A 21,835-nucleotide genomic window follows, 5' to 3' on the forward strand; every position below is an offset into this window, starting at 1 on the left:
TACTTCTTCTGTTCTGTTTATTTCGCTCCAAATACCTTTTTCAAAATATCGCTGGTTCTGGCCAGTGGATTTTTGCGGATTTCTTTTTCTTCCAATGCAACCTGGTAAAAAATACCACTCATGGCCCTTTCAGTAACATAGGCGGCTAAATCCGGATTCAGTTTTTGACGAACCAAAGGAAGTTTATTATAACTATTTACCAAACTGGCCCAATGTTTTGTGGCATCTACTTTAACCAACGAGGATTCAATAACCGGGCGAAAAGCTGCTGTTAATGGATTGGTCGTTTTTGACTTTAGGTAGGCAGTAGCTGAAGTATCTGAACCTTTAAGAATACCAAGGGCATCCTGAAAGCTCATTTGTTTAATCGCATCTGTAAATATCGGCGCGGCACTTTTACAAGCATCTTCTGCTGCGCGGTTCATACTTAAAATAGCCTCGTCAACCTGCTTTCCTAATCCAACACTACGCAAGGTCTTTTCAACTTTCTGTGCTTCTGGTGGGAGCAGGATTTTAAGGGCAGCATTGGCAAAAAAGCCATCTGTTTGCGCCAAAAGATTAGAACCTTTTACGGTACCCTGTACCAATGCTTCTTTCAAACCAGCAGCAATATCATCATTGCTTAAACCGGTTTGGTTGCCGGTTACTGCATTTTTAGCTTTGTTTAATAATCCACCCAAACCCTGGGCTTCTGTGTTTATCGAAAAAAGACTGCTTATCATCAATAGGGTAATGATCCTTTTCATACTACTTTTTTTATACTTGTTCAAAAATGATACCAAAACTTTGGTAAAAGTAAATACTTGTGGGAGGTTAAGATGTGAAGAATAACCTATAAAATTTTATAACCGATGGTTAAAATGGACGGGCGGTTCATAAGATTCGACCGAAGCGCTTATCTTGGTTGCATAATTTGTAACACATGAAGCAATTATTTACCCTGGTTTTTCTTTCTTTTCTATTGATTACAGCGATTAATGGTCAGTCGCAGACTACTACCATTATCCTCATGCGACATGCAGAAAAAGATACTTCTGTTCAGGGTTCAACCCAAATGCAGGCCGACCCTAATCTGAGTGAAGCAGGTTTGGCTAGAGCTGCCCGAATTCCGGAAGTATTAAAAGCATATAAACCTGATGCGGTATATTCTACCAATTTTATACGTACAAAATCTACGGTAACACCGCTGGCTAAAAAAGCTGGTAAAGAAATACAGGTGTACGACCATCGAAACCTGAAAGGATTTGCAGAGGAACTCCTGAAAATGGATGGTCAAACGGTCGTAGTAGCGGGGCATTCAAATTCAACCCCAACACTGGTTAATTTATTGCTGAAAGAGAATAAATATCCTAATCTGGACGAATCAGTATATGATACCTATTGGATCGTTACAGTTACCAACGGAAAAGCGGAAGCCAGGCAAATGAAGTATTAAGCCCCTTCTTTCCCTTATAAATACTAACTTTGCGGCCTTAAACTGAAAAGTCCGCGAGTCCGGAAGTCCGGAAGTCCGGGTAAACGATAAAAGTTTTCCGTTCTTCCGGACTTTCCAACTTTCGGTCTTTCGGACTAATCATTATGAAGTACGAGAAAGAGATTAACCGGCGCAAAACATTTGCCATTATTTCCCACCCGGATGCGGGTAAAACTACCTTAACAGAAAAACTGCTGTTATTCGGTGGTGCCATTCAAACTGCCGGTGCTGTAAAAAGCAATAAAATCAAGAAGCATGCTACTTCCGATTTTATGGAAATTGAAAGACAAAGAGGTATCTCGGTTGCTACCTCAGTAATGTCTTTTGAATACAGCAATACCCTGATTAACCTGTTGGATACGCCTGGTCACAAAGACTTTGCAGAAGATACTTATCGTACACTTACGGCTGTTGACAGCGTAATATTGGTTGTTGATAGTGTGAATGGGGTAGAAGACCAAACCCGAAGACTGATGGAAGTGTGTCGCATGCGTGATACACCGGTTATTGTATTCATTAACAAGATGGACCGTGACGGTAAGGGGCGATTCGATCTTTTGGAAGAAATTGAGAAAGAATTGCATATTTCTCTTCATCCAATGACCTGGCCAATCAATAGTGGTAAAGAGTTTAAAGGGGTTTATAACCTGCACGATAAGAACCTGCGACTCTTTACTGCCAGTACAAAGGCTGAGGAAGATGATACCATAGCCATTAATGATTTGGCAGAACCATTATTAGATGAAAAAGTCGGCGACAGAGATGCTGCCCTGTTAAGAGAAGATGTGGAATTGATAGACGGCGTTTATGGAGAACTGAATGTGAATGATTATCTGAACGGAAAAATAGCTCCGGTGTTTTTCGGAAGTGCGGTAAATAATTTTGGTGTGAAAGAAATGCTCGACACTTTTATAAGAATAGCACCTGTTCCAAGAAGCAGAACTACTTCCGCCAGAACCGTAGAAGTGGGTGAGGATAAGTTCAGCGGGTTTATTTTCAAGATACACGCTAACCTTGATCCTAAGCATCGCGACAGGATTGCTTTTATGCGCGTTTGTAGCGGGAAGTTTGAGCGCAATAAATACTATCACCATGTTCGACTCGATAAGGATATGCGCTTCAGTAATCCTTATAGCTTTATGGCTCGTAGTAAAGATGTAATTGAAGATGCTTATGCAGGTGATGTGGTTGGTTTATTTGATACGGGCAATTTTAAAATAGGCGATACACTTACTGAAGGAGAAGATTTTTACTTTACTGGTATACCTACTTTTTCACCAGAAATATTTAAAGAATTGGTGAATAAAGATCCGATGAAAACAAAGCAGTTGGAAAAAGGGATCAGTCAGTTAACAGATGAAGGTGTGGCACAATTGTTTACCCAATTTGGTGGCAATAAAAAAATCATTGGTTGTGTGGGCGAACTTCAATTTGAAGTAATACAATATCGTTTGTTACAGGAATATGGTGCTGCTTGCGAATTCAGAAGTATGCCATTCTATAAAGCCTGCTGGCTCACAAGTACAGACCAGAAAAAACTGGATGATTTTCTGCGTTTCAAACAACAGAATTCAGCAGAAGATAAAGATGGCAACCCCGTTTACCTTGCACAAAGTGAGTGGTTCCTAAATACCGAAATCACCAACAATCCAGATATCACTTTCCATTTCTCAAGTGAGATACATAAATAGGTTGAGGAGGAAGTCCATAGACCATAGTCCATGGTCCATGGTCTATGGTCTATGGACTACAATCATGCAATAGGTAACTGTATAGTAAATACTGCTCCTTTGTTTATTCCTTCACTGAAAGCGGCAATCATACCATTGTGGTTCTGGATTATTTTTCGGGTGAGGTAAAGTCCAACGCCAGATGAAATTTCTCCTTCTGTTCCTGACTTTCCTTCTGATGTAAACTTCTGGAACAACATTTCAGCTTTTCCAGGTTCGAAGCCAATGCCCTTATCAGCAACCAGTATATGGATATGTCCACTGAATACATGTAGCTTAATGATGATCTCATCAGATCTTTGGGAAAACTTGATGGCATTGCCAATGATATTTGAAATAGCCTGCGATAATAATCGCAGATTAGATTTCACCTTAACTTCAGGTATTGGATGTAATTGGATGCTGATATTTTTTCTGCCGGCTGCTAATTGTTGCATTTCAAGTGCTTTGCTCAAAATAGTTTCGATACTATTAGCTTCAAACACATAAGACATCTCATTTTCACTCCCTGTTTCCAGTAACTGTATAATATCTTTGATAAAAGCAAGCTGTTCGTGGGCCAGTTTTTTTATCAGTGAACCATATTCAACAATTTTGGCATTATTCGTTTCCGTTTGCAATAAATCGCCTATTCCGCTTATTTGACTCAAAGGCGTACGCAGATCATGTGAAAGTAATGTGAGCATATCTTTCCTGTCTTTTAATAATGCATCAATCGAATCAATGCTTATTTGTACCTGTTGCATTAACTGACCAGCTTCATCGGTATAATTCATTGGCAGGCTCGGGACTATCTTTTTTAAGCTATACTGTTTTAAAGCATTTTTTGCCTGATGAATGGGCCATAAAAGACTTTTTAATAAAATGAGTGTAAGTCCCGTAGCAAGTAAAGTTGCCACTAAAGCCACTAAAATGACATTCCATCCACTTAAAGGGATCCATTTAAAAACAATGGCAAAAATCAATACAATCAGCGGAATATGTACACCGATAAAAGCAATAAATAAAAACTTTAAAGTATAATTGGAAGACAATAAACCGGGCTTGGAAAAGTGCTGATATATATTTTTCATGAAGCTGGAAGATATTGAGCGTGTACAAAAATGCTTCCTTTCACCCAAACTAAAGATTAAAATTAAAAAATAATTAAAATAATAATATGTTTTCTACTAAAAACCTGGTAGTCAGAATGTTAGAGGAGAATGATATGGAAGATTTTTATCAGCTGAACAGTAATCCTGAAGTAATGCGATACATCAGGCCAGTAAAAGACAGGGAATCGTCAACCGCATTTCTTTTGGAAAACATAGCATTATACCAGCATTTTCCGCTAGGCAGGTTCCATGTATCATCAGTTGAAACAGGTGCATTTGTGGGTTTATTTTCAGTTTTGAAAATGTCTGACAGGGATGCATTACATGTAGGTTATGCCCTGATGCCATGGGCACAGGGGAGAGGGTGGGCCAAAGAAGTGTTACAGGGCGGGTTGCAATGGCTTATAAAGCATTCAGAGGAAAAGGAGTTTTATGCCATTACAGAGCCAGCCAATCTGGCTTCTGCAGCCGTTCTAAAGAAATCCGGCTTTAATTGGCTTGAAAATGCTGTAGACAGGGGGAAAAATCTGGATGTTTACGTTATTCACCGTAGCTATCTGGAAGCTTAACCTGCTTTTCAGGCTATTGATTACCTTTGCCGCCATATATGAAAGCAAGAACGCTAAAGAAGGATAAGGTTAATATTATAACCCTGGGTTGCAGCAAGAATTTGGTCGACAGTGAAGTACTGAGTGGTCAATTGAGCGCGAACGATATAGATGTGGTTCATGAGAATAAAAAACTGGACCACAATATTGTGGTTGTAAATACCTGCGGTTTTATTGATAAAGCCAAAGAAGAAAGTATCAATACCATATTAGACCAGGTTGAACTTAAAAGACGGGGTAAACTGGACAAAGTATATGTTACCGGTTGTTTAAGTGAACGATACAGGGGTGATCTGGAAGCAGAAATGCCGGAAGTGGATGCCTGGTTTGGCACCATGGAACTACCACTGATCCTTAAAAAATTTGAAGCAGACTATAAATCTGAATTGGTTGGAGAGCGGTTGCTGAGTACTCCTCAGCATTATGCTTACATGAAAATAAGTGAAGGCTGCAACCGTACCTGTTCCTTTTGTGCTATCCCCTTAATGCGTGGACAACATGTAAGCAAACCAATTGAAGAATTAGTAGCGGAGGCGGAAGGATTGGTGAAAAAGGGCGTAAAGGAAATAATGCTGATTGCACAGGAACTCACTTATTATGGACTCGATATCTATAAAAAAAGAGAACTTCCCCGTTTATTAAATGCTTTGGCCGATGTAAAAGGAATTGAATGGATCCGTTTACATTATGCCTATCCAAGTAAATTCCCGCTGGAAGTGCTGGATGTTATGCGTGAGCGCGACAATATTTGTAAATACCTCGATATGCCTTTGCAACATGCCAGCAATAATATGCTCAAAGCCATGCGGAGAAATATTACCAGAGAGGAAATGGGAGAGTTGATACACGAGATAAGGGAAAGGGTACCTGGTATTTGTTTGCGTACTACTTTAATTGCTGGATTCCCGGGAGAAACAGAAGCAGATGTGGAAGAATTAAAAGATTTTCTCCGCGAACACCGCTTCGACAGAGTAGGTATTTTCAGTTATAGCCATGAAGAAAACACGAGTGCCCATGATTTGGAAGACAATATTTCTGCGGAACTAAAAGCAGAACGTGCCCAGGAAATCATGGAAGTTCAACAGGAAATAAGTTACGAAAAGAACCAGGAAAAAATTGGTAAAGTATTCAAAGTACTTATCGACAAAAAAGAAGCCGGCAGGTACCTTGGTAGAACTGAATTTGATAGCGTTGAAGTAGATAATGAAGTAGTAGTACACGCTAAAAGAAAACTGGTGCCAGGAGAATTTGTTCAGGTTAAAATCACCAAAGCTTACGATTACGATCTGGAAGGAGAAGTAGTGTAAGATGTCTGATGGCTGATCGCTGATGTCTGATTTGAAGCTTTGTGCATGAAATTAAATCCGACATCAGAGATCAGACATCAGCCATTAACAAGCTGTTTGAAATTTAAAATTCAAGTTTCGCCTTTTTTTCTGTTGGATTTTCTTTCAATGAAAAATAGAAACTTACTAGTAATGATAGCAGCAGGTAGCTGGCTATTGCATAATGAGATCCGCTAAAATAATTGTTTAAGCCAAACCAATCTCCGGTACGAACAAGTATAGCTAAACCATATATTGTTTTAAGTATTTCCCATACCCAGGCATAGTTATTTCGATCCATGAGGTCGGTAAATGCATAAACCTGCAAAAAAATAAAGCCTCCATAAATAAATATACCCGGGCTTCCAATGGAGGCTATATTGCCAAAGCAATAACTGATGAGTAATAGTGTACATATCATCTGAATCCACGACCAGGTAAGCAAAGTTTTAGTATTACCAGTTTCATATTTGTCGAAGTGGTATACATCTTCAATTTTATATACCGGATATTTTTCGGCAACATCTGCTGGTCTCCAGCCTGTGGGCATCAGCCAGATGCGAAATTTGTCTCTCCAGCTTTTGGCATGCCAGGCATCTTTTATCAGCAACCATAAATGCATAAAATTTATCTTAATCGGATTCCAGGTGCGTACTGGTCTTGTTATGCCATACACTGCCGGTACATCAGCTAGCTCTTCCTGGAAAGTGCCAAAAAGTTTATCCCATATAATAAAAATCTGCCCATAATTTTTATCCATATACTCCTTGTTAATGGCATGATGTACACGGTGGTGGGATGGTGTAACTATTATTTTTTCTAGGAAACCCATTTTGTTGATATGCTGTGTATGGTACCAGAATTGGGCAAACAAATGAAGGGGTGCCACAATAGCTACTACCTCTGATGGTACACCCAAAATGGCAGCAGGTAAAAGAAAAATGGTGAAAAGTTTTACGATAGAGGAAATGCTTTGTCTTAATGCACAAGCCAGGTTAAAATCTTCGCTGCTATGGTGGATGATATGATTGTTCCAGAAGAAATTATATTCATGTGCTATCCGGTGAATCCAATAGCCAGCCAGATCGAGCGTAATAAAAGCAATAAAATAAGTAAGAAAACCTGATGAAACATGGATGATAGCTAGTTTATCAACCATCCAGTCATAACTGAGCACCGCAATTCCCAAGCCAAGCACATCTTTTGTTACATTGGTAACACCTGAACTCAAACTCGAAATCATATCGAGGGTGCGCACTGTTTCTTTTCCCCTGTACCAGCCATACCATTTCTCGAAAAGCACCAGCAAAAGAAATACAGGCATGGCGATTAGTATAATCTTTCCGTAAGTTTCCATAGCAATCGTAGTAGGTATAAATTTAAGGATAAAATTGAAAAGTGTGTTGTGTGAATGGTCAATTGTGAATTGTCAATGTTTCCAAGTAGTAGTCTTTATGGGTGGGATGAGGTAAGACCCCATTTCTCCATATTCCTCACTATTTACCATTAGCAATTGACAATTCACAATTGACAATTCACAATCCCCCCAAGTTAAAAAATTACCAGCGGCACCATCTATTTCCAGTAAATTGTACTTTTACGCCTCAATATGAAGCATCACTCTACCCGTTTATCTTACGAAAGCACTGGATATTTTTCTTCGATTGTGACTGATTATTTAGCACAGTCGGCAACCATTCGACCCTTTTACCAGCATACGGTTGATTTGAAAGGTATAGAAGATGCAATACTTGCAAGGAAAGCATTTAACACGCCCAGAGGATTATTAAGAGATAGTTTACAGGAACAGTATGCCACGGTGAATACCACTCCATTGGTTTCGGCGAATATAGAAGCATTGGGAGATGGAAATACGTTTACGGTTGTAACAGCCCATCAGCCTAATATCTTTACCGGCCCCCTATATTTTATCTATAAAATTTTGCATGCTATTCAATTAGCGCGTTACCTATCTGAACAGTTGCCTGCCTATCAATTTGTGCCGGTTTATTACATGGGTAGTGAAGATGCGGATCTGGATGAGCTTGGCCAGATTAGTATTGATGGAAATAAGTTAAAATGGGCCACTAACCAAAAGGGTGCTGTGGGCAGGATGAAAGTAGACAAAGAGTTAGTACAGTTACTAACTGCTATTGAGGGCCAAATCGGCGTGCTGCAATATGGTAAAGAGCTTTCACAGTTATTCAGACAGGCTTATACCCCTGGAAGAACCATACAGGAAGCTACTTTAGATTTGGTGAATGCACTTTTCGGAAAATATGGGTTGGTGGTACTTATACCAGATAGTAGCACATTAAAAAGTGCTTTTAAATCCACCATTCGAAAAGAATTACTGGAAGGGTTTTCTCATGGTATCGTAAATGAAACCATTCAGGAAATCGGTAAAAATTATAAAGTACAGGCAGGGGGCAGAGATATCAACCTGTTTTATCTGATTGATGATATTCGGGAGAGGATTGAAAAAGAGGGCGATGATTATGTGGTAAACAACTTAAAGCTTCGGTTTACCAAAGAACAAATTCTGGAAGAAGTTGAACAACACCCGGAAAGATTTAGTCCGAATGTGATTCTCAGGGGAGCATTTCAGGAAAGCATATTACCCAATATTGCATTTATTGGTGGGGGAGGTGAGCTGGCATACTGGCTTGAATTGAAAAACGTATTTGCCGCCATTTCGGTTCCCTATCCTGTATTGGTTTTACGTAATTCCTTTCTGATACTTAGCGACGAGCAGGAAAATAAAATGAAACAGCTTGGTTTTAATATGGCCGACTTTTTCAAAAAGAAAGCTGATTTATTAGAACAATACGTACGCAGAAGCTCCGACAAAAAATTGGGCTTATCTGAAGAGTTGAAATCTTTGTCTTTGCTGTATGACCAATTGAAACAACGTGCAGGCACAATTGATGGCACATTAATACCACATGTTGAAGCACTTGAAGTGAAAGCAGCAAAACGAATTGAAGAGCTGGAGAAAAAAATGTTGCGTGCTGAAAAGCGAAAATTTGAAACTGAAGAAAGACAAATAGCAGCGTTAAAAAGTCATTTATTTCCTGGGGATAGTTTACAGGAAAGGGTAGATAATTTTTCAGGATGGTATGGCAGGTATGGTGCTGATTGGGTAGAACTACTAGCACAAAATTCACTGACCCTTGAATCAGCATTCATAGCCATCACAATTGAATAAAATCTATTGATCGAAATTGTTAGGCCACTGCGTTTTCAATCCATTAATTTTTACGCTCACTTCATCCTGCATTTGTTGTTTATAAGAAGATAACTTTTCACCAACCGCAGTATCCGTTGAGCCAATGATTTGTGCGGCAAGGATACCAGCATTTTTTGCAGCATTTAAAGCAACTGTTGCTACCGGTACGCCGTTAGGCATTTGAAGGATAGATAAAACAGAATCCCAACCATCAATTGAGTTAGATGATTTAATGGGTACACCAATAACAGGAAGGGTAGTAATAGCTGCTACCATACCGGGAAGGTGTGCAGCGCCTCCGGCACCTGCAATAATGACTTGTAAACCCCTGGCTTTGGCTTTTTCAGCATATTCAGCCATACGCTGTGGAGTTCTGTGTGCAGATACTACGGTTAATTCAAAGGGAATATCGAATTGTTTCAGCATATCTGCTGCAGCCTGCATAATATTCAGGTCGCTATCGCTTCCCATGATAATACCAACCAGCGGAGCTTTATTTGTCATACTGCAAAGATAACAAATCAAATTTATCAATTCCCTGCACCGGACTTAAGTCCGGTGCAGGGAATTGATATTAGTTAATGTCTTTGCCTTCTTTTAATAAGGTAATGGCCCTTTCAGTAAAACTTCTGTTTGGACCCGCAGGAGCCAGTGGTAGAGCTTTTTCAGCCATTTCCAGGGCTTTTTTGTATTCACCCATAGCCGAATAAATTCTGGCCATTCCCATCAAAGGGGTAAACTGATCTGGGTTCTTCTGCAGGTTCAGTTTGAAAATCTCCAATGCCTCCGTATTTTTCTTCTGTTGCATCAACTGCCTGGCATATTGATGCAACTGGTTCATATTGCCCATTGATATGGCATCTTTCATTCCAGCCAATGCTTCTTCTTTACGGCCAAGCTTTTCCAGAATTCTCGCCTTGGTAGAAAGTGTAACGAAATTACGATCTCCCAAAGAGGCGTTTACGGAAGTGTCTGCCCATAATAAAGCTTCATTGAGGTTTACGTTTTTTTCGAGACAATATTGAGCTGCCTGCTGCCAGGGAACCCAATAGAATCCTTTATCCGTTCTTAATTCTTTTCTAAAACTTTCTATTTGCTGTTGCACCAAGTCTGTTTCAACCCGGAATGGTATGGCTAATTTTTCCCAAAGCAAACTTATTGTAGCACCAGCTTCTGTCTGATTGGAAAAATCGTAACGGAGCCATTCGGTTGAAACGTTTGTTGGTATAGGCTTAACAGTTACCCTTAATACATCATTTTTTGGATCATAGTAATAACTTCCCCATGATTGATAATCTGATGAAAAGATTAAGGTACTTTGATCTGCTCCATAAGCAATGTAAAATCCATATTTTCCTGCCTTCAGTGGCTTGCCTTCAATGGTAACATCTTTATCAAAAGAAATGATGGTAGTTTCATTTGCACCTGCACGCCATGGGGCGGCTGTGGTATTTCCAAATCCAAGATCGAAAAAACCTGGTTGTACTAATTGCCCCCAGATCTTTCCTTCCCTTCCTTTTACCGCCGGCCTGTCGTATTGAATGGTAACATTGGTTAAGCCAATCTGTTCGCCAACCATGGCTTTTTTGTTCCCGCCACTGGGAGGCGTAGTAAGTATTCTTTGTGCCTGTGTAATACCCATGGTAAGCAGGCAAAAAATGAGCAATAAGGGTTTCATGTTGTATCGTTTTAGATGAGCAATCTACTACGAAACAGGTATCCCTTGCAGAGAATATGATAAATGAATATGGGTATAGATAGACCTCAATTACTAATGTCCGATTTTTACATAATTAAGTAAGTCTTCAATTAAATATGCACTGATATTTCTAAGCACAACAGGTGCTTTTGTTTTATGAATAACGATTTTGATTTTGTCTGTTTGAATCGCAGGAAAACTGGCTATTTTTTTTCTTCCAATAGTTGTACCTGAGTAAATTTTTTCAAATTGGCCATCCTTCAGGTATTCAATACTAAAGTTAATAACACGTTGTCCGTAACTAATCATTTCTTCCAGGCTTATAGTGTTGAGTGAAGTAGCTTTTGGAAGGGAAATAAGGATGTCTACATCCTTGTCAGATGCTGCATTCCAGAATGTATTTATATTCTGGTCAACAAGTTTTGACAAGCCATCTTTTTGGACATCATTGGTAGATAATTTTGCATTTAAGAAGAGGTCTTTTTGAAATGCTTTTTTTCTCATTTCTGCAAAGCCCATAAGGGCAGCAGAATCTGCCGGATGAAAGAGCCCCCTTCTGTCGGGTGGCACATTCAGTAATAGATTACCGCCATTACCTACAGACCTTAGATAGATATTGAATAATTGTGCCGGAGTTTTCACCTTCCCATCTTCTTCAGGATGATAAAACCATCCCGGACGAATAGACACATCTGCCTCAGCAGGTATCCAGTTCTTGCCATTATAATTACCCTGATTCAATGTGTCGGTAGGTGGTGCGCCATGCCCTCTTGCAAAACCCGCTGTATCCAATAAGTTCCAGTTTGTGTTACCAATAAATCCATTTTCATTTCCACACCAACGGATACTTGGACCTATATCGCTGAAAATAATGAGTCCAGGTTGTGTTTTGAAAACGGCGGCTTCAAAGCGCCTGAAATCGTACACTTGTTTCTTGCCATTCGGGCCTTCACCATTTGCACCATCCCACCAAAACTCAAAGAATGGACCATATTGCTGCAGTAATTCCTGCATGGTGGCAATATAAATATCGTTGTATTCCGGCGTACCATATTTAGGATGGTTTCTATCCCATGGGGATAGATAAACACCCATTTCAAGGTTTTCCTTTTTACAGGCTGTTGCCAATGCTTTTACCACATCGCCCTTTCCATCCATCCATTTACTTTGCTTAACGGTATGGGTGCTGTATTTACTGGGCCATAATGAAAAACCATCATGGTGCTTGGCTGTTAATATAATACCTTTTGCACCTGCTTTTTTCGCAATCCTTACCCACTGGTTGCAATCTAATTGCGTAGGATTGAATACATCAGGTCTTTCATTTCCTTCACCCCATTCCTTATCTGTAAAAGTATTTGGGCCAAAATGAATAAATAAATAAAATTCTTTTTCGTGCCAGGCTAGCTGTTCTTTAGTTGGTATTGGAAATACAGGCTGTATGGATTGTGCAGTTGAAAATATTCCATCCAGAAGCAATAACACAAGTATTATTTTTTTCACAGGCAGTATTTTAACCCTAATTTAATTGACGTTTATACATCTGTACGGCATTTTCATAACCAAGGTAAATGGCATCACATACCAGTGCATGACCAATACTAACTTCGTCGAGAAAGGGGATATGTTGTTTAAGGAATTTCAGGTTGGTGAGATCCAGGTCATGACCAGCATTAATACCTAAGCCCAATTCTTTTGCTTTTTTTGCTGCAACAACATAAGGAGCAATTGCAGCTTCTGCCTTACCACTGGCAAAAGTTTTTGCATAGCCTTCTGTATAAAGTTCAATTCTGTCAGTACCTGTAGCTGCTGCACCTTCAACCATTTCAACAATCGGATCAACGAAAATAGAAACCCGAATGCCTGCACGTTTAAAAATACTAATGGTATTAATCAGGTATTCCCGGTGTTCTATAGTATTCCATCCATGGTCGCTGGTAAGTTGACCAAGTGCATCCGGTACCAATGTTACCTGGTGAGGTTTAGTTTCCAATACCAGATCAATAAACTTTTGCTCGGTTGGATTTCCTTCAATGTTAAATTCGGTAGTAATTATCTTTCTTATCGCACGGGTATCATCATAACGAATATGTCTTTCATCGGGCCTGGGATGCACAGTTACACCATCAGCACCAAATTTTTCCGCATCTGCTGCTGCCTTTAATACATTCGGATTATCGCCCCCGCGACTATTCCTGAGTGTAGCAAATTTGTTGATGTTTACACTAAGTTTTGTCATATGGCAAAGTTAGTTAGAACTGAGGAGTTTTGAAGCAATGGTGGTTGGGGAATATTGGCTAACGGTCACAAGCTAAAAGACAATGAGGTCTGTAAAAATAGGCTTCTCCCAATGGATCAATGCGAAAAGCCACAGATTCACAGATTATATGCGATTAATCTGTGAATCTGTGGCTAAAATTATCCGCATCCAAGCGGAACGAATAAAATAAAACAGCTTAACTACCCTTATCCCAAATATTGCATGATAACGCTTGCCAGAATAAGTCCTAACAAGTGATACCCACAGTCTATGAAATAAAGTCCGGCAGGCTTTTTATTATAAAGATACCCGATACTGATAGCCGGAGTACTGAAACAAATTCCCAGCAGCAAAGCAATATGTAGTGCATCTTGATAATTGTTCATCGGTATTTGTTGACGAAAAATTGATAACCCGATACAGCTTACTGCCATCAATATAAAACTACTGAGCATGGTAACAGCAACGCCTTTTTTCATATTCGGGTCATCAACATTAATTCCGGAGAGCTTAACCCATGGTTTTGAGAATATTCCTCCATACCAGATAGCACCAAGGATAAAATAGGCAAGGGAGGCTAATAACAATGACAACCAGTTGACGTGGTCGGTAAAATGATGAATCATAACAGTTGGTTTAGTTGATAAGATTCAACAAGTTCGTAAATAAAGCTGAATCAGTCAACCCTATGCCTGTAATGGTGTAATTTGCAATGGTAATTATTCGTTGAACCAGATTTGTACTGTTGATATGGCATATTCATCAATGGAATCCTGCTTGTTAGACCTGGAAAAACATGGTCAGTTGATACGTGTCAGGGAAGAGGTAGATCCCTACCTGGAAATGGCCGCAATTCATTTGCGTGTGCATGAGATGGGTGGCCCAGCTATATTATTCGAACAGGTTAAAGGCAGTTCTTTCAGGGCTGCTTCTAATATTTTTGGTACACTTGATCGTAGTCGGTTTATTTTTAGAGATACACTTCAAGTAGTTGAAAAACTCATTCAGTTAAAAGCCGATCCGTTGAAAGCCCTCAAACAGCCATTCAGCCATTTATCTACCGGCTTGGCTGCAATGAAAGCTTTCCCCTTAAAAAATCCATTGAACAAACCTGTTCTGTTCCAGGAAATTGCTATAAAAGATTTGCCGCAAATACATCATTGGCCCATGGACGGAGGTCCATTTGTAACACTTCCTCAGGTATATACGGAAGATGTTGACCAGCCCGGTATCATGAAAGCTAATCTGGGTATGTACCGGATTCAATTGGGTGGTAACCAGTACCTACCCAATAAAGAAATTGGATTGCATTATCAGTTGCATAGAGGTATTGGTGTACATCAGACAAAAGCAAATAAGAAAGGACTTCCCCTTAAAGTTAGTTGCTTTGTTGGTGGACCACCATCACATACTGTTGCTGCGGTTATGCCATTGCCGGAAGGAATCAGTGAAATGACATTTGCTGGCGTTCTCGGTGGCCGTAGGTTTAGGTATATGTATCAGGATGGTTTTTGTATTAGCACGGATGCTGATTTTGTAATTACCGGTGAAGTATATCCCGGCGAAAACAAGCCTGAAGGCCCATTCGGCGATCACCTTGGATACTATAGTCTGGAACATCCATTCCCTTTAATGCGGGTACATAAAGTATATGCAAGGAAAAATGCTATCTGGCCATTTACAGTGGTTGGAAGACCACCACAAGAAGATACCAGCTTTGGGGCATTGATTCATGAAATTACCGGAGATGCCATTCCACAGGAAATACCTGGTGTGAAAGAAGTGCATGCTGTAGATGCGGCAGGTGTGCACCCGCTTTTACTTGCAATAGGTAGTGAGCGCTATACGCCATTTATGCCAGCAAAACAGCCAGCCGAAATACTTACAATTGCCAACCATATACTGGGAACCGGACAACTTAGTCTGGCTAAATTCTTGTTTATTACTGCGGATGATACCGGAAGACTAAAGACAAATGATATACAGGCGTTTTTCACCTATATTTTTGAACGCATTAACCTTCAGCGAGACATACATTTTCATACACATACCACTATTGATACACTGGATTATTCCGGAACAGGTTTAAATACAGGAAGCAAGGTTGTAATTGCGGCTTATGGGGATGTTCAGCGTGAATTAGCCAATGATATTCCGGGCATATTTTCGGAAAGAAATAATTTCGGCGCTGTTGCACTTGCGATGCCTGGGGTTATTTGTTTGGAAATGAATACATATAGCGATGCAGCAACTGCTGCAAAAGAAATGGAAGCTTTACATGCTACTTATTATCCAGTATTGAAAGAGTTAACAGGTATTGTACAAATCATTGTTTGCGATGATGCTGCATTTACCGCTGCCAACCTGAATAATTATGTTTGGGTTACTTACACCCGATGCAATCCTTCACATGATATTTATGGTATTGGATCTTTTGTTGAAAACAAACATTGGGGTACAGAAGGACCCATGATTATTGATGCGCGGGTAAAACCCCATCATGCACCGGCGGTTGTAAAAGATCCTGCGGTTGAGAAGCGGGTTGACCGATTATTTGAAAAGGGTGGGAGTCTTTATGGGATCAAACATGAAAAATAAATCCCAATATCTTATTAGTCTTTTGTAAGGAGGTTGAATTGAATACGTCACTTAAAGAAAACTAAATATGAAATTGCTATTCACAACCTTTTCGTTGTTATTTGCTGTATTACTTTCTGCACAAACTACAGATCCCCAGGGATTAAAAGTAGGAGACAACGCTCCAATGTTTACTGCTACAGATAATAATGGGAAGCCGTTTTCCCTGGAATCAGCATTGAAAAAAGGTGATGTAGTATTGATGTTTTACCGTGGTCAATGGTGCCCTTATTGCAATAAGCAAATGAGTCAGATGAATGATTCACTTTCTGCTATTACCGGTAAGGGAGCTACAGTGGTAGCTATATCTCCTGAAATTCAGGAAAATGTGGTTAAAACAGTTGAGAAAACAAAAGCATCTTTTCCTATCATCAGCGATGTTAAGATGAAGATCATGAAAGATTATCAGGTGAACTTTGCCGTGCCTCAAACAACCATCGATCGCTATAAGACTTTTGGCATTGATTTTAATGTTGCAAATGGCGAGAACGGGGCTAATTTACCCGTACCTGCCACTTATATCATTGGCAAGAACGGAAAAATTAAATACGTATTCTTTAATCCGGATTACCGCAAAAGAGCATCTGTAAAAGAGATTGCTTCTTATCTCTAAACCTGTGTAGAATTTAGAGGCGACCATAGTCGATAGACCATGGACCATGGACTATGGTCTATCGTCTATCGACCTGCACTTTAATAACAATTTTCTTCACATGAGATGAACTGCCATTGCGAATGCAGGGCATGTGTAAATCTGTTGGAAAGAAGATGGTGAACATGCCTTCATTTACAATGGAGAAAAAATCCGGAGTTTCATCAAATAACATATAGTCGTCTTCGGGATTATAAGCACGTGATGGGGTTTGCTTTTTAAGGAGAGCATGCCCCATTTTTTCTGTACCACTTACGACAAATTGTACGTCAATATATTTTTTATGGGATTCCAGTTTTTCCTGTGCAGGATCTTTTGTGTCGTACTCCTGAACGATTGCAAATAAAGCATCTCCTTCCAACTCATGCTTGCCGTTCTCCAGTGTATTGAGATCAGTATGTTGTAAAAAGAGAAGTGCTTTTTCAATTAAAGTTCCCAAACCATAGTAACGTGCTGCATTGCTTAACTGATCGATAACCATTACGAATGTTTTATGGAATGAAGATAAGCATGGTTTAATTAGAAACCTCTACCCAGGTATGGTCGGCCAATAAGCGCACCGAGGACACAAATTGTCTGAATGGACCATTGCCTCCCCATTCCTGTGGTGCAACCAGTGAAAGTATGTGTTGCCCGTCATTTTTTTCATAGAGATGATAAATATGACCAATCTGGGGTTTGAAATTCAGTTTGGCCTCATAGATCATCATACTCAATTCCTTTCTTTTGCGAATTTCCTGAGCCTGTCTGGCCAATAATTCTATTTGCTGTCTGATCTGATCAAGCTGCATATTGGTTTGATCTTCCATCGCAGACAAAGCTTTATGTTTGATTACACCTTCTTTTGTTGGTCTGATGGCAACGCCAGCAACTGAAGAAGCATAAGGTAATACACTGAGCTGTTTATGGTACATTTCAATGTTAACAAAAGCTTTGCCAGCGGCGTCGGTTCCTGATTGGGTAAGTTTTAAATAGCCGTTGGGCATTATTTCGTGTTTCACTTCAAGCACAGGATTACCCTGTTTTAAAAAACGAAAAAGCATGGTCGATGAATTCAAGATTGATGCATCGGCCTGCTCTGCTAATTCCGTCTTTTCAAAATCTCTTGGAACTCCATCAGGTACAATGGTGTATTGTGTATAATAGGCTTCATTATCCATCGAAACCCAATTGGTACTGATGCTCAGTGCATGTCCATTTTCAATTGATTCAATTTTATAGTTCCCGCTTTTTGGTGGAATGCCGGATTGATAATTACATTTTTCAGGAAACAATTGCCAACTGGCCAGAAAATTATATGCTTGTACCATTTCTTGTTAAAACAATGCGTTGGCACAAAGGTTCAGTATTTTCAGGGAATAAAAAAGCCGCAGCCTGCTGTTTAAGCGGACTGCGGCTTTTTTATAGGATTAAAGTTATTTTACAGAGAAAGCAACTGCTAAAGTTCCCCAGCTAAGGGTAACCACACCTTCTTTGCTGATGGTATAGGTTAATTTCTCTACTGATTCAGCAGATTTTCCTGGTTTTACATTAACGCGTAAGGCATCATCTGCCTGCTTATACGAAAATGCTCCCCACTGCTTGGCAGTTTTATTAAAAATAATGGTATAGCTATCGCCATTATCTAAAGTAAAGAAGGAATATTTTCCTGCAGGAAGCGTTTTGCCTTCAATGCTAACATCTTTACTCACTTCAAAAGTGGTTGCATCATTTGCCCCTGCGCGCCATACCTGACCTTTTTTGGGTTCAACATCTACTCCAATAGTACGTCCCTTTAGCGAAGGACTGCTATAATTAATGGTAATGGTTGCTCCGCTTGAAATTGTTTCAGTTACGTTAGCGGGTGGACTGGGTTTTTTAGAATTGTCTTGCTGTGCGCAGGCTGTTAAACTGGTAAAAAGTAAACCTGACAAAGCAAATAGCGTAAACAACTTTTTCATCGATATTATTTTTATTTATAAACGAAAATTACTGCAAAAGGTTGAAGCCAGCTTCTGATTTTTGATGACTGGTTTGTTAAAAAATAATCAGGCTCTAAATGCCCATCTAGATTTGACGGCTTATGGCATAGAACATGGACCATGGACCATGGTCTATCGTCCATGGTCTATGCCATAATCTATGTGCTATAAGCCGTCAACCATTGATTCGCATGTTTAGTTAACCTGCACGAAATCGGGTTTCTTTAATAACTGGCTATTGTATTTAAATCTAAGACCGGTATTAAAGGTGATGTTCCAGGGAGTCATCCGGCCCGTTGTTCTTGGGTAATAGTATACTTTCAGCTCCATGGTTCCAAAAACCAGGTTTTCATTCCTTGTTCTAACGCCGGCGCCCAGTGAGGTATAAATATCTCCCTTTTTAAATCCTTCGCCAATGGTTTTGAGATAGGTGATGTTGGTAAATACAAAGGGTGCAAAACTAAAACCATAGGTTTTTGTGGTATTATAAAATACCGATTCGCAGTTCGCACTAATTCTGGTAGAAGCTCTCACCAGGTTAGTATTAAGTTCGGGTATGCCAAATATACTGGTGAGTCTTAATGGTTCATTTAATACGGTTCGTACTTGTTGCGTTACACTGCCACTAAGAAAATGCCTGGAAAACCAGTTGCTGCCAGTAATTTTTCTAAGCCTGGTAAAATATTCAATACTGGTTAATCCGCTTACATCTTCAAATTGCTGCTTATTGAAATAAGTGCCAAAACGAATGGTGTAATTGACATAGTTTTTATTGTCTGAAAAATAATCACGTTGATAATCGAAGCCGATATAGGGGCGTTCAATATTGTTTCTGCGAACCCAGCCTCCCAGTACTGAAAGACTAAAACCTTCCGGTACATCTTCATTTCTACCAAAGCCATAGAGGAAGTTGGTGCGGTAATAATCTTGCTCAAAAATGGTCAAACTACCGAGCACTGCTTCAACATTTGAATAGTAGAAATTGTAGTTGGTCTTAAATGCTTCCGGAATATCATTGTACAGTTTTTGTACACCCCTAACCCCAACAAACTTTTTAAGCCTTGATGTAAGGTTTTGTTTAAGCTGCTTTTTTGCACCAATATTATAGGCAAGCCAGCCATCTAAAATTCGATAATCATATTTAAAACCTTCTTTGTAAATCGAGTCGGTGATATAGGCGTTGTTGGTATAATGCTTACCAATTTCAAAACCACCTGTCCATTGGTGGTAAGGACTTACCAATGGCAAATCGCCCCTTAAATACAGTGCTTTTTCTTCTCTTCTGCCGCTGTTGAAGGCGGGGGCCTGACTCTGAAGACCAGCGGCAAGATTTATAAAACTTCCGCCAATATTTCTTTTAATGTATTCGATGCCCGTACCAAAATCAGGATTTCTGTCCATGTCGTATAAGGTCCTGAATTGAATTCTATCTCCTGAGCCAAAAAGGTTGTCATCGTTTATTTCTAGGCTGAGGCTTTTGGCTGAGCCAATTTCCGCGCTACCACCAATAGGAAAAAGGTCTTTCCAACGAACAATAACATCCACAACTGAAGTATCGTTGTTAACGGGTGCTACTACGATTTTGGCATCCTGTAAATAGGAAAGTTCGCGCAGAAACCTTTCATTATCCGCCATCAGGTAAGGGTAGAGGGTATCGCCACTGGAGAAGAAGAGATTGTTTAAAATGGTTTTGTTGGTAGTGCCTGTGTATAAGGCATCACTTATATCATTCATTAAACGTCGGGCTGAGCGGGATGTATCGTTTAAAGAGTTGTCGAATGAAAGTTTCTCAACTCGTATCTGTCGGATTACTTTACCCCTGAATGGTTGAAATACGGCCTCATTTTTAACAGCACCTTTATTTTCCGTAATGATTTCTTCCTGTCCATTAACTGAAATGGCTTTTCCTAATTTACCCAGCAGGCCTTTCTTGTGAGCAAGAAAAAAAACGGTATCTTCTGTGAGTCTTTGCTGTGAAAAACATGGAAACGCCCAGCAAAGCGCGATAACCATAGCAAGGTATCGATATGAAATAGTACGCAGAAGCATTCTTCCTTGAGATCAGTTGGTAATAATCTGCGGGAAGTTAAGGTTTAAAAGGTTATGGTGTAAAGCCAAGACCGGTCAGTGTTATTTGGCTACAAGCTTCAAGCTGCATGCTTCAAGTCTCGGCTTGGGAAAGATGACGGTAATTATAGGCTATCTGCTATTAAAAGAACACTGATTTTCATGATTTTTCATCTTATATCTTGAAAATCATGAAAATCAGTGTGCTACCCTATGCTAGATATGTAGCTCGTAACCTAATTTTTAGGACAGTAATGACTCAAACTAATCCGCTTTTATAACAAAAAACCGGCCTTTTGGGCCGGTATATCGAATCAATGCTGAGGGCTTGTTTATTTAATTTCTTTAGAGAAAACGGAAACCTGACCGTAAGTAGTAATTTCCAGTACAATTTTCACATCTGATTTATCCATTGAAACGAAGTAGCTTGTTTCACCTTCTGCGTTTTCAAACTCGATGATGTCTTCCAGTTGAAATTCTGGGTAAGTGTACTTAGTTGTAATGGTTTGAAGTGCAGCTTTTGGTAATTTGTCGAAAGCAAAAGCTTTGGCAGAACCAATGAGTTCACCCTGGTGGGTATAGAACACTTCTTTTTTAATGCCATTCTCCATAAAACTCACTTTTTCGTAGTTGGCATCAGCGCTCCAGCTTACTTCTTTAGCACCTGTATAGGTTGAAGTAAAGTGGCTTGCGCCATTATAACTTGTTTTTTTGTCGGTACGGGCAAAAGCGCTTGTTCCAAGTGAAATCAAGGCCAAGGTGAGGATAAATAACTTTTTCATTTTTTCTTTATTAATGTGTTTATAATTAGTTCGTTGTTTTTCTTTTGGTTGAATTGACAAGTCAAAAGTAGAACCGAGTGATATATAGACGAAGGGAATTGTGATTAGTTACAAGCCAGTGATGAGTGATGTTATGAGTGGTGTTAATGGCAATGTTAAGCACTGTTAATACAGCGCTGAAACCCTTATAGGTAAAGGGTTTCATTAGATTTCTTAAAGAAATATTAAAGGCCTTCAGCTAGTGATGAGCAGTAAAATGTACCTGTACGGTTTAGGATGAACGGCAGAAGATTCGGTGAGTAAAGTTGTTGTTAAGA

Annotated in this window: 20 protein-coding genes; 7 read left to right on the plus strand and 13 right to left on the minus strand. The window is 39.6% G+C overall.

Going from position 1 to position 21,835, the window contains the following annotated elements; genetic code table 11:
- Nucleotides 1–17 precede the first annotated feature (17 nt).
- A complete protein-coding gene (locus ACH30E_RS12765; RefSeq protein WP_490825122.1) occupies nucleotides 18–746 on the minus strand; it encodes a DUF4197 domain-containing protein in 729 nt (242 codons plus the stop codon).
- Nucleotides 747–922: 176 nt separating this feature from the next.
- Here ACH30E_RS12765 and ACH30E_RS12770 point away from each other — a divergent pair, with 176 nt between their 5' ends.
- Entirely contained in the window at nucleotides 923–1,435 is a 513-nt protein-coding gene (locus ACH30E_RS12770; protein ID WP_294992240.1) for a phosphoglycerate mutase family protein, read from the plus strand.
- 143 nt (nucleotides 1,436–1,578) lie between these two features.
- On the plus strand, nucleotides 1,579–3,165 hold the full coding sequence (locus ACH30E_RS12775; protein WP_294992237.1) for a peptide chain release factor 3: 1,587 nt from the start codon (nucleotides 1,579–1,581) through the stop codon (nucleotides 3,163–3,165).
- Nucleotides 3,166–3,227: 62 nt separating this feature from the next.
- Here ACH30E_RS12775 and ACH30E_RS12780 read toward each other — a convergent pair whose 3' ends face one another.
- Nucleotides 3,228–4,277, minus strand: coding sequence for a sensor histidine kinase (locus ACH30E_RS12780; RefSeq protein WP_294992235.1), 1,050 nt, complete (start codon nucleotides 4,275–4,277; stop codon nucleotides 3,228–3,230).
- Between the two features lie 86 nt (nucleotides 4,278–4,363).
- Here ACH30E_RS12780 and ACH30E_RS12785 point away from each other — a divergent pair, with 86 nt between their 5' ends.
- Together ACH30E_RS12785 and rimO are read left to right on the plus strand one after the other, a co-directional pair.
- Nucleotides 4,364–4,867 (plus strand): GNAT family N-acetyltransferase, encoded by a 504-nt coding sequence (locus tag ACH30E_RS12785; protein ID WP_490825123.1) that lies wholly within the window; start codon nucleotides 4,364–4,366, stop codon nucleotides 4,865–4,867.
- 38 nt (nucleotides 4,868–4,905) lie between these two features.
- Nucleotides 4,906–6,213: a 30S ribosomal protein S12 methylthiotransferase RimO gene (gene rimO / locus ACH30E_RS12790; RefSeq protein WP_294992229.1), complete on the plus strand. Its 1,308-nt coding sequence runs from the start codon at nucleotides 4,906–4,908 to the stop codon at nucleotides 6,211–6,213.
- A gap of 103 nt (nucleotides 6,214–6,316) precedes the next feature.
- On the opposite strand, the gene ACH30E_RS12795 is transcribed toward rimO, so the two are convergent.
- A complete protein-coding gene (locus ACH30E_RS12795; protein ID WP_490825124.1) occupies nucleotides 6,317–7,588 on the minus strand; it encodes a sterol desaturase family protein in 1,272 nt (423 codons plus the stop codon).
- A 252-nt stretch (nucleotides 7,589–7,840) separates the two neighbouring features.
- Between ACH30E_RS12795 and bshC the strand changes: the two genes are divergently transcribed.
- A complete protein-coding gene (gene bshC / locus ACH30E_RS12800) occupies nucleotides 7,841–9,439 on the plus strand; it encodes a bacillithiol biosynthesis cysteine-adding enzyme BshC (protein ID WP_490825125.1) in 1,599 nt (532 codons plus the stop codon).
- Nucleotides 9,440–9,442: 3 nt separating this feature from the next.
- Here the strand turns inward: bshC and purE are convergent, their stop codons facing one another.
- From purE to ACH30E_RS12825, 5 genes are all read right to left on the minus strand, one after another.
- The gene (purE, locus tag ACH30E_RS12805; RefSeq protein ID WP_490825126.1) at nucleotides 9,443–9,964 is read right to left on the minus strand and encodes a 5-(carboxyamino)imidazole ribonucleotide mutase; all 522 of its coding nucleotides are present in this window, start codon (nucleotides 9,962–9,964) and stop codon (nucleotides 9,443–9,445) included.
- A 70-nt stretch (nucleotides 9,965–10,034) separates the two neighbouring features.
- Complete coding sequence (locus tag ACH30E_RS12810; protein WP_490825127.1) at nucleotides 10,035–11,138, minus strand: DUF2911 domain-containing protein; 1,104 nt, start codon at nucleotides 11,136–11,138, stop codon at nucleotides 10,035–10,037.
- A gap of 93 nt (nucleotides 11,139–11,231) precedes the next feature.
- Nucleotides 11,232–12,662, minus strand: coding sequence for an alpha-L-fucosidase (locus ACH30E_RS12815; protein WP_490825128.1), 1,431 nt, complete (start codon nucleotides 12,660–12,662; stop codon nucleotides 11,232–11,234).
- 16 nt (nucleotides 12,663–12,678) lie between these two features.
- Nucleotides 12,679–13,398, minus strand: a complete 720-nt coding sequence (locus ACH30E_RS12820) for a pyridoxine 5'-phosphate synthase (RefSeq protein ID WP_490825129.1) — start codon at nucleotides 13,396–13,398, stop codon at nucleotides 12,679–12,681.
- Nucleotides 13,399–13,625: 227 nt separating this feature from the next.
- Entirely contained in the window at nucleotides 13,626–14,045 is a 420-nt protein-coding gene (locus ACH30E_RS12825; protein ID WP_294992208.1) for a DUF1761 domain-containing protein, read from the minus strand.
- A gap of 124 nt (nucleotides 14,046–14,169) precedes the next feature.
- On the opposite strand from ACH30E_RS12825, the gene ACH30E_RS12830 reads away from it, so the two are divergent.
- Both ACH30E_RS12830 and ACH30E_RS12835 read left to right on the plus strand, forming a co-directional pair.
- Nucleotides 14,170–16,017 carry a UbiD family decarboxylase gene (locus ACH30E_RS12830; RefSeq protein ID WP_490825130.1) on the plus strand — a complete coding sequence of 616 codons (1,848 nt, stop codon included), beginning with the start codon at nucleotides 14,170–14,172 and terminating at the stop codon, nucleotides 16,015–16,017.
- A 67-nt stretch (nucleotides 16,018–16,084) separates the two neighbouring features.
- Nucleotides 16,085–16,669 carry a peroxiredoxin-like family protein gene (locus ACH30E_RS12835; protein ID WP_294992202.1) on the plus strand — a complete coding sequence of 195 codons (585 nt, stop codon included), beginning with the start codon at nucleotides 16,085–16,087 and terminating at the stop codon, nucleotides 16,667–16,669.
- Between the two features lie 58 nt (nucleotides 16,670–16,727).
- On the opposite strand, the gene ACH30E_RS12840 is transcribed toward ACH30E_RS12835, so the two are convergent.
- From ACH30E_RS12840 to ACH30E_RS12860, 5 genes are all read right to left on the minus strand, one after another.
- Complete coding sequence (locus tag ACH30E_RS12840) at nucleotides 16,728–17,189, minus strand: NanQ anomerase/TabA/YiaL family protein (RefSeq protein ID WP_490825131.1); 462 nt, start codon at nucleotides 17,187–17,189, stop codon at nucleotides 16,728–16,730.
- Nucleotides 17,190–17,223: 34 nt separating this feature from the next.
- Nucleotides 17,224–18,018, minus strand: a complete 795-nt coding sequence (locus ACH30E_RS12845) for a DUF2452 domain-containing protein (RefSeq protein WP_490825132.1) — start codon at nucleotides 18,016–18,018, stop codon at nucleotides 17,224–17,226.
- Between the two features lie 105 nt (nucleotides 18,019–18,123).
- Nucleotides 18,124–18,648, minus strand: coding sequence for a DUF2911 domain-containing protein (locus tag ACH30E_RS12850; protein ID WP_490825133.1), 525 nt, complete (start codon nucleotides 18,646–18,648; stop codon nucleotides 18,124–18,126).
- 216 nt (nucleotides 18,649–18,864) lie between these two features.
- On the minus strand, nucleotides 18,865–20,682 hold the full coding sequence (locus ACH30E_RS12855; RefSeq protein WP_490825134.1) for a hypothetical protein: 1,818 nt from the start codon (nucleotides 20,680–20,682) through the stop codon (nucleotides 18,865–18,867).
- A gap of 386 nt (nucleotides 20,683–21,068) precedes the next feature.
- Nucleotides 21,069–21,518, minus strand: a complete 450-nt coding sequence (locus ACH30E_RS12860) for a hypothetical protein (RefSeq protein WP_294992188.1) — start codon at nucleotides 21,516–21,518, stop codon at nucleotides 21,069–21,071.
- Between the last annotated feature and the right edge of the window lie 317 nt (nucleotides 21,519–21,835).

The organism is Sediminibacterium sp. FW305-C-61 (assembly GCF_058231065.1).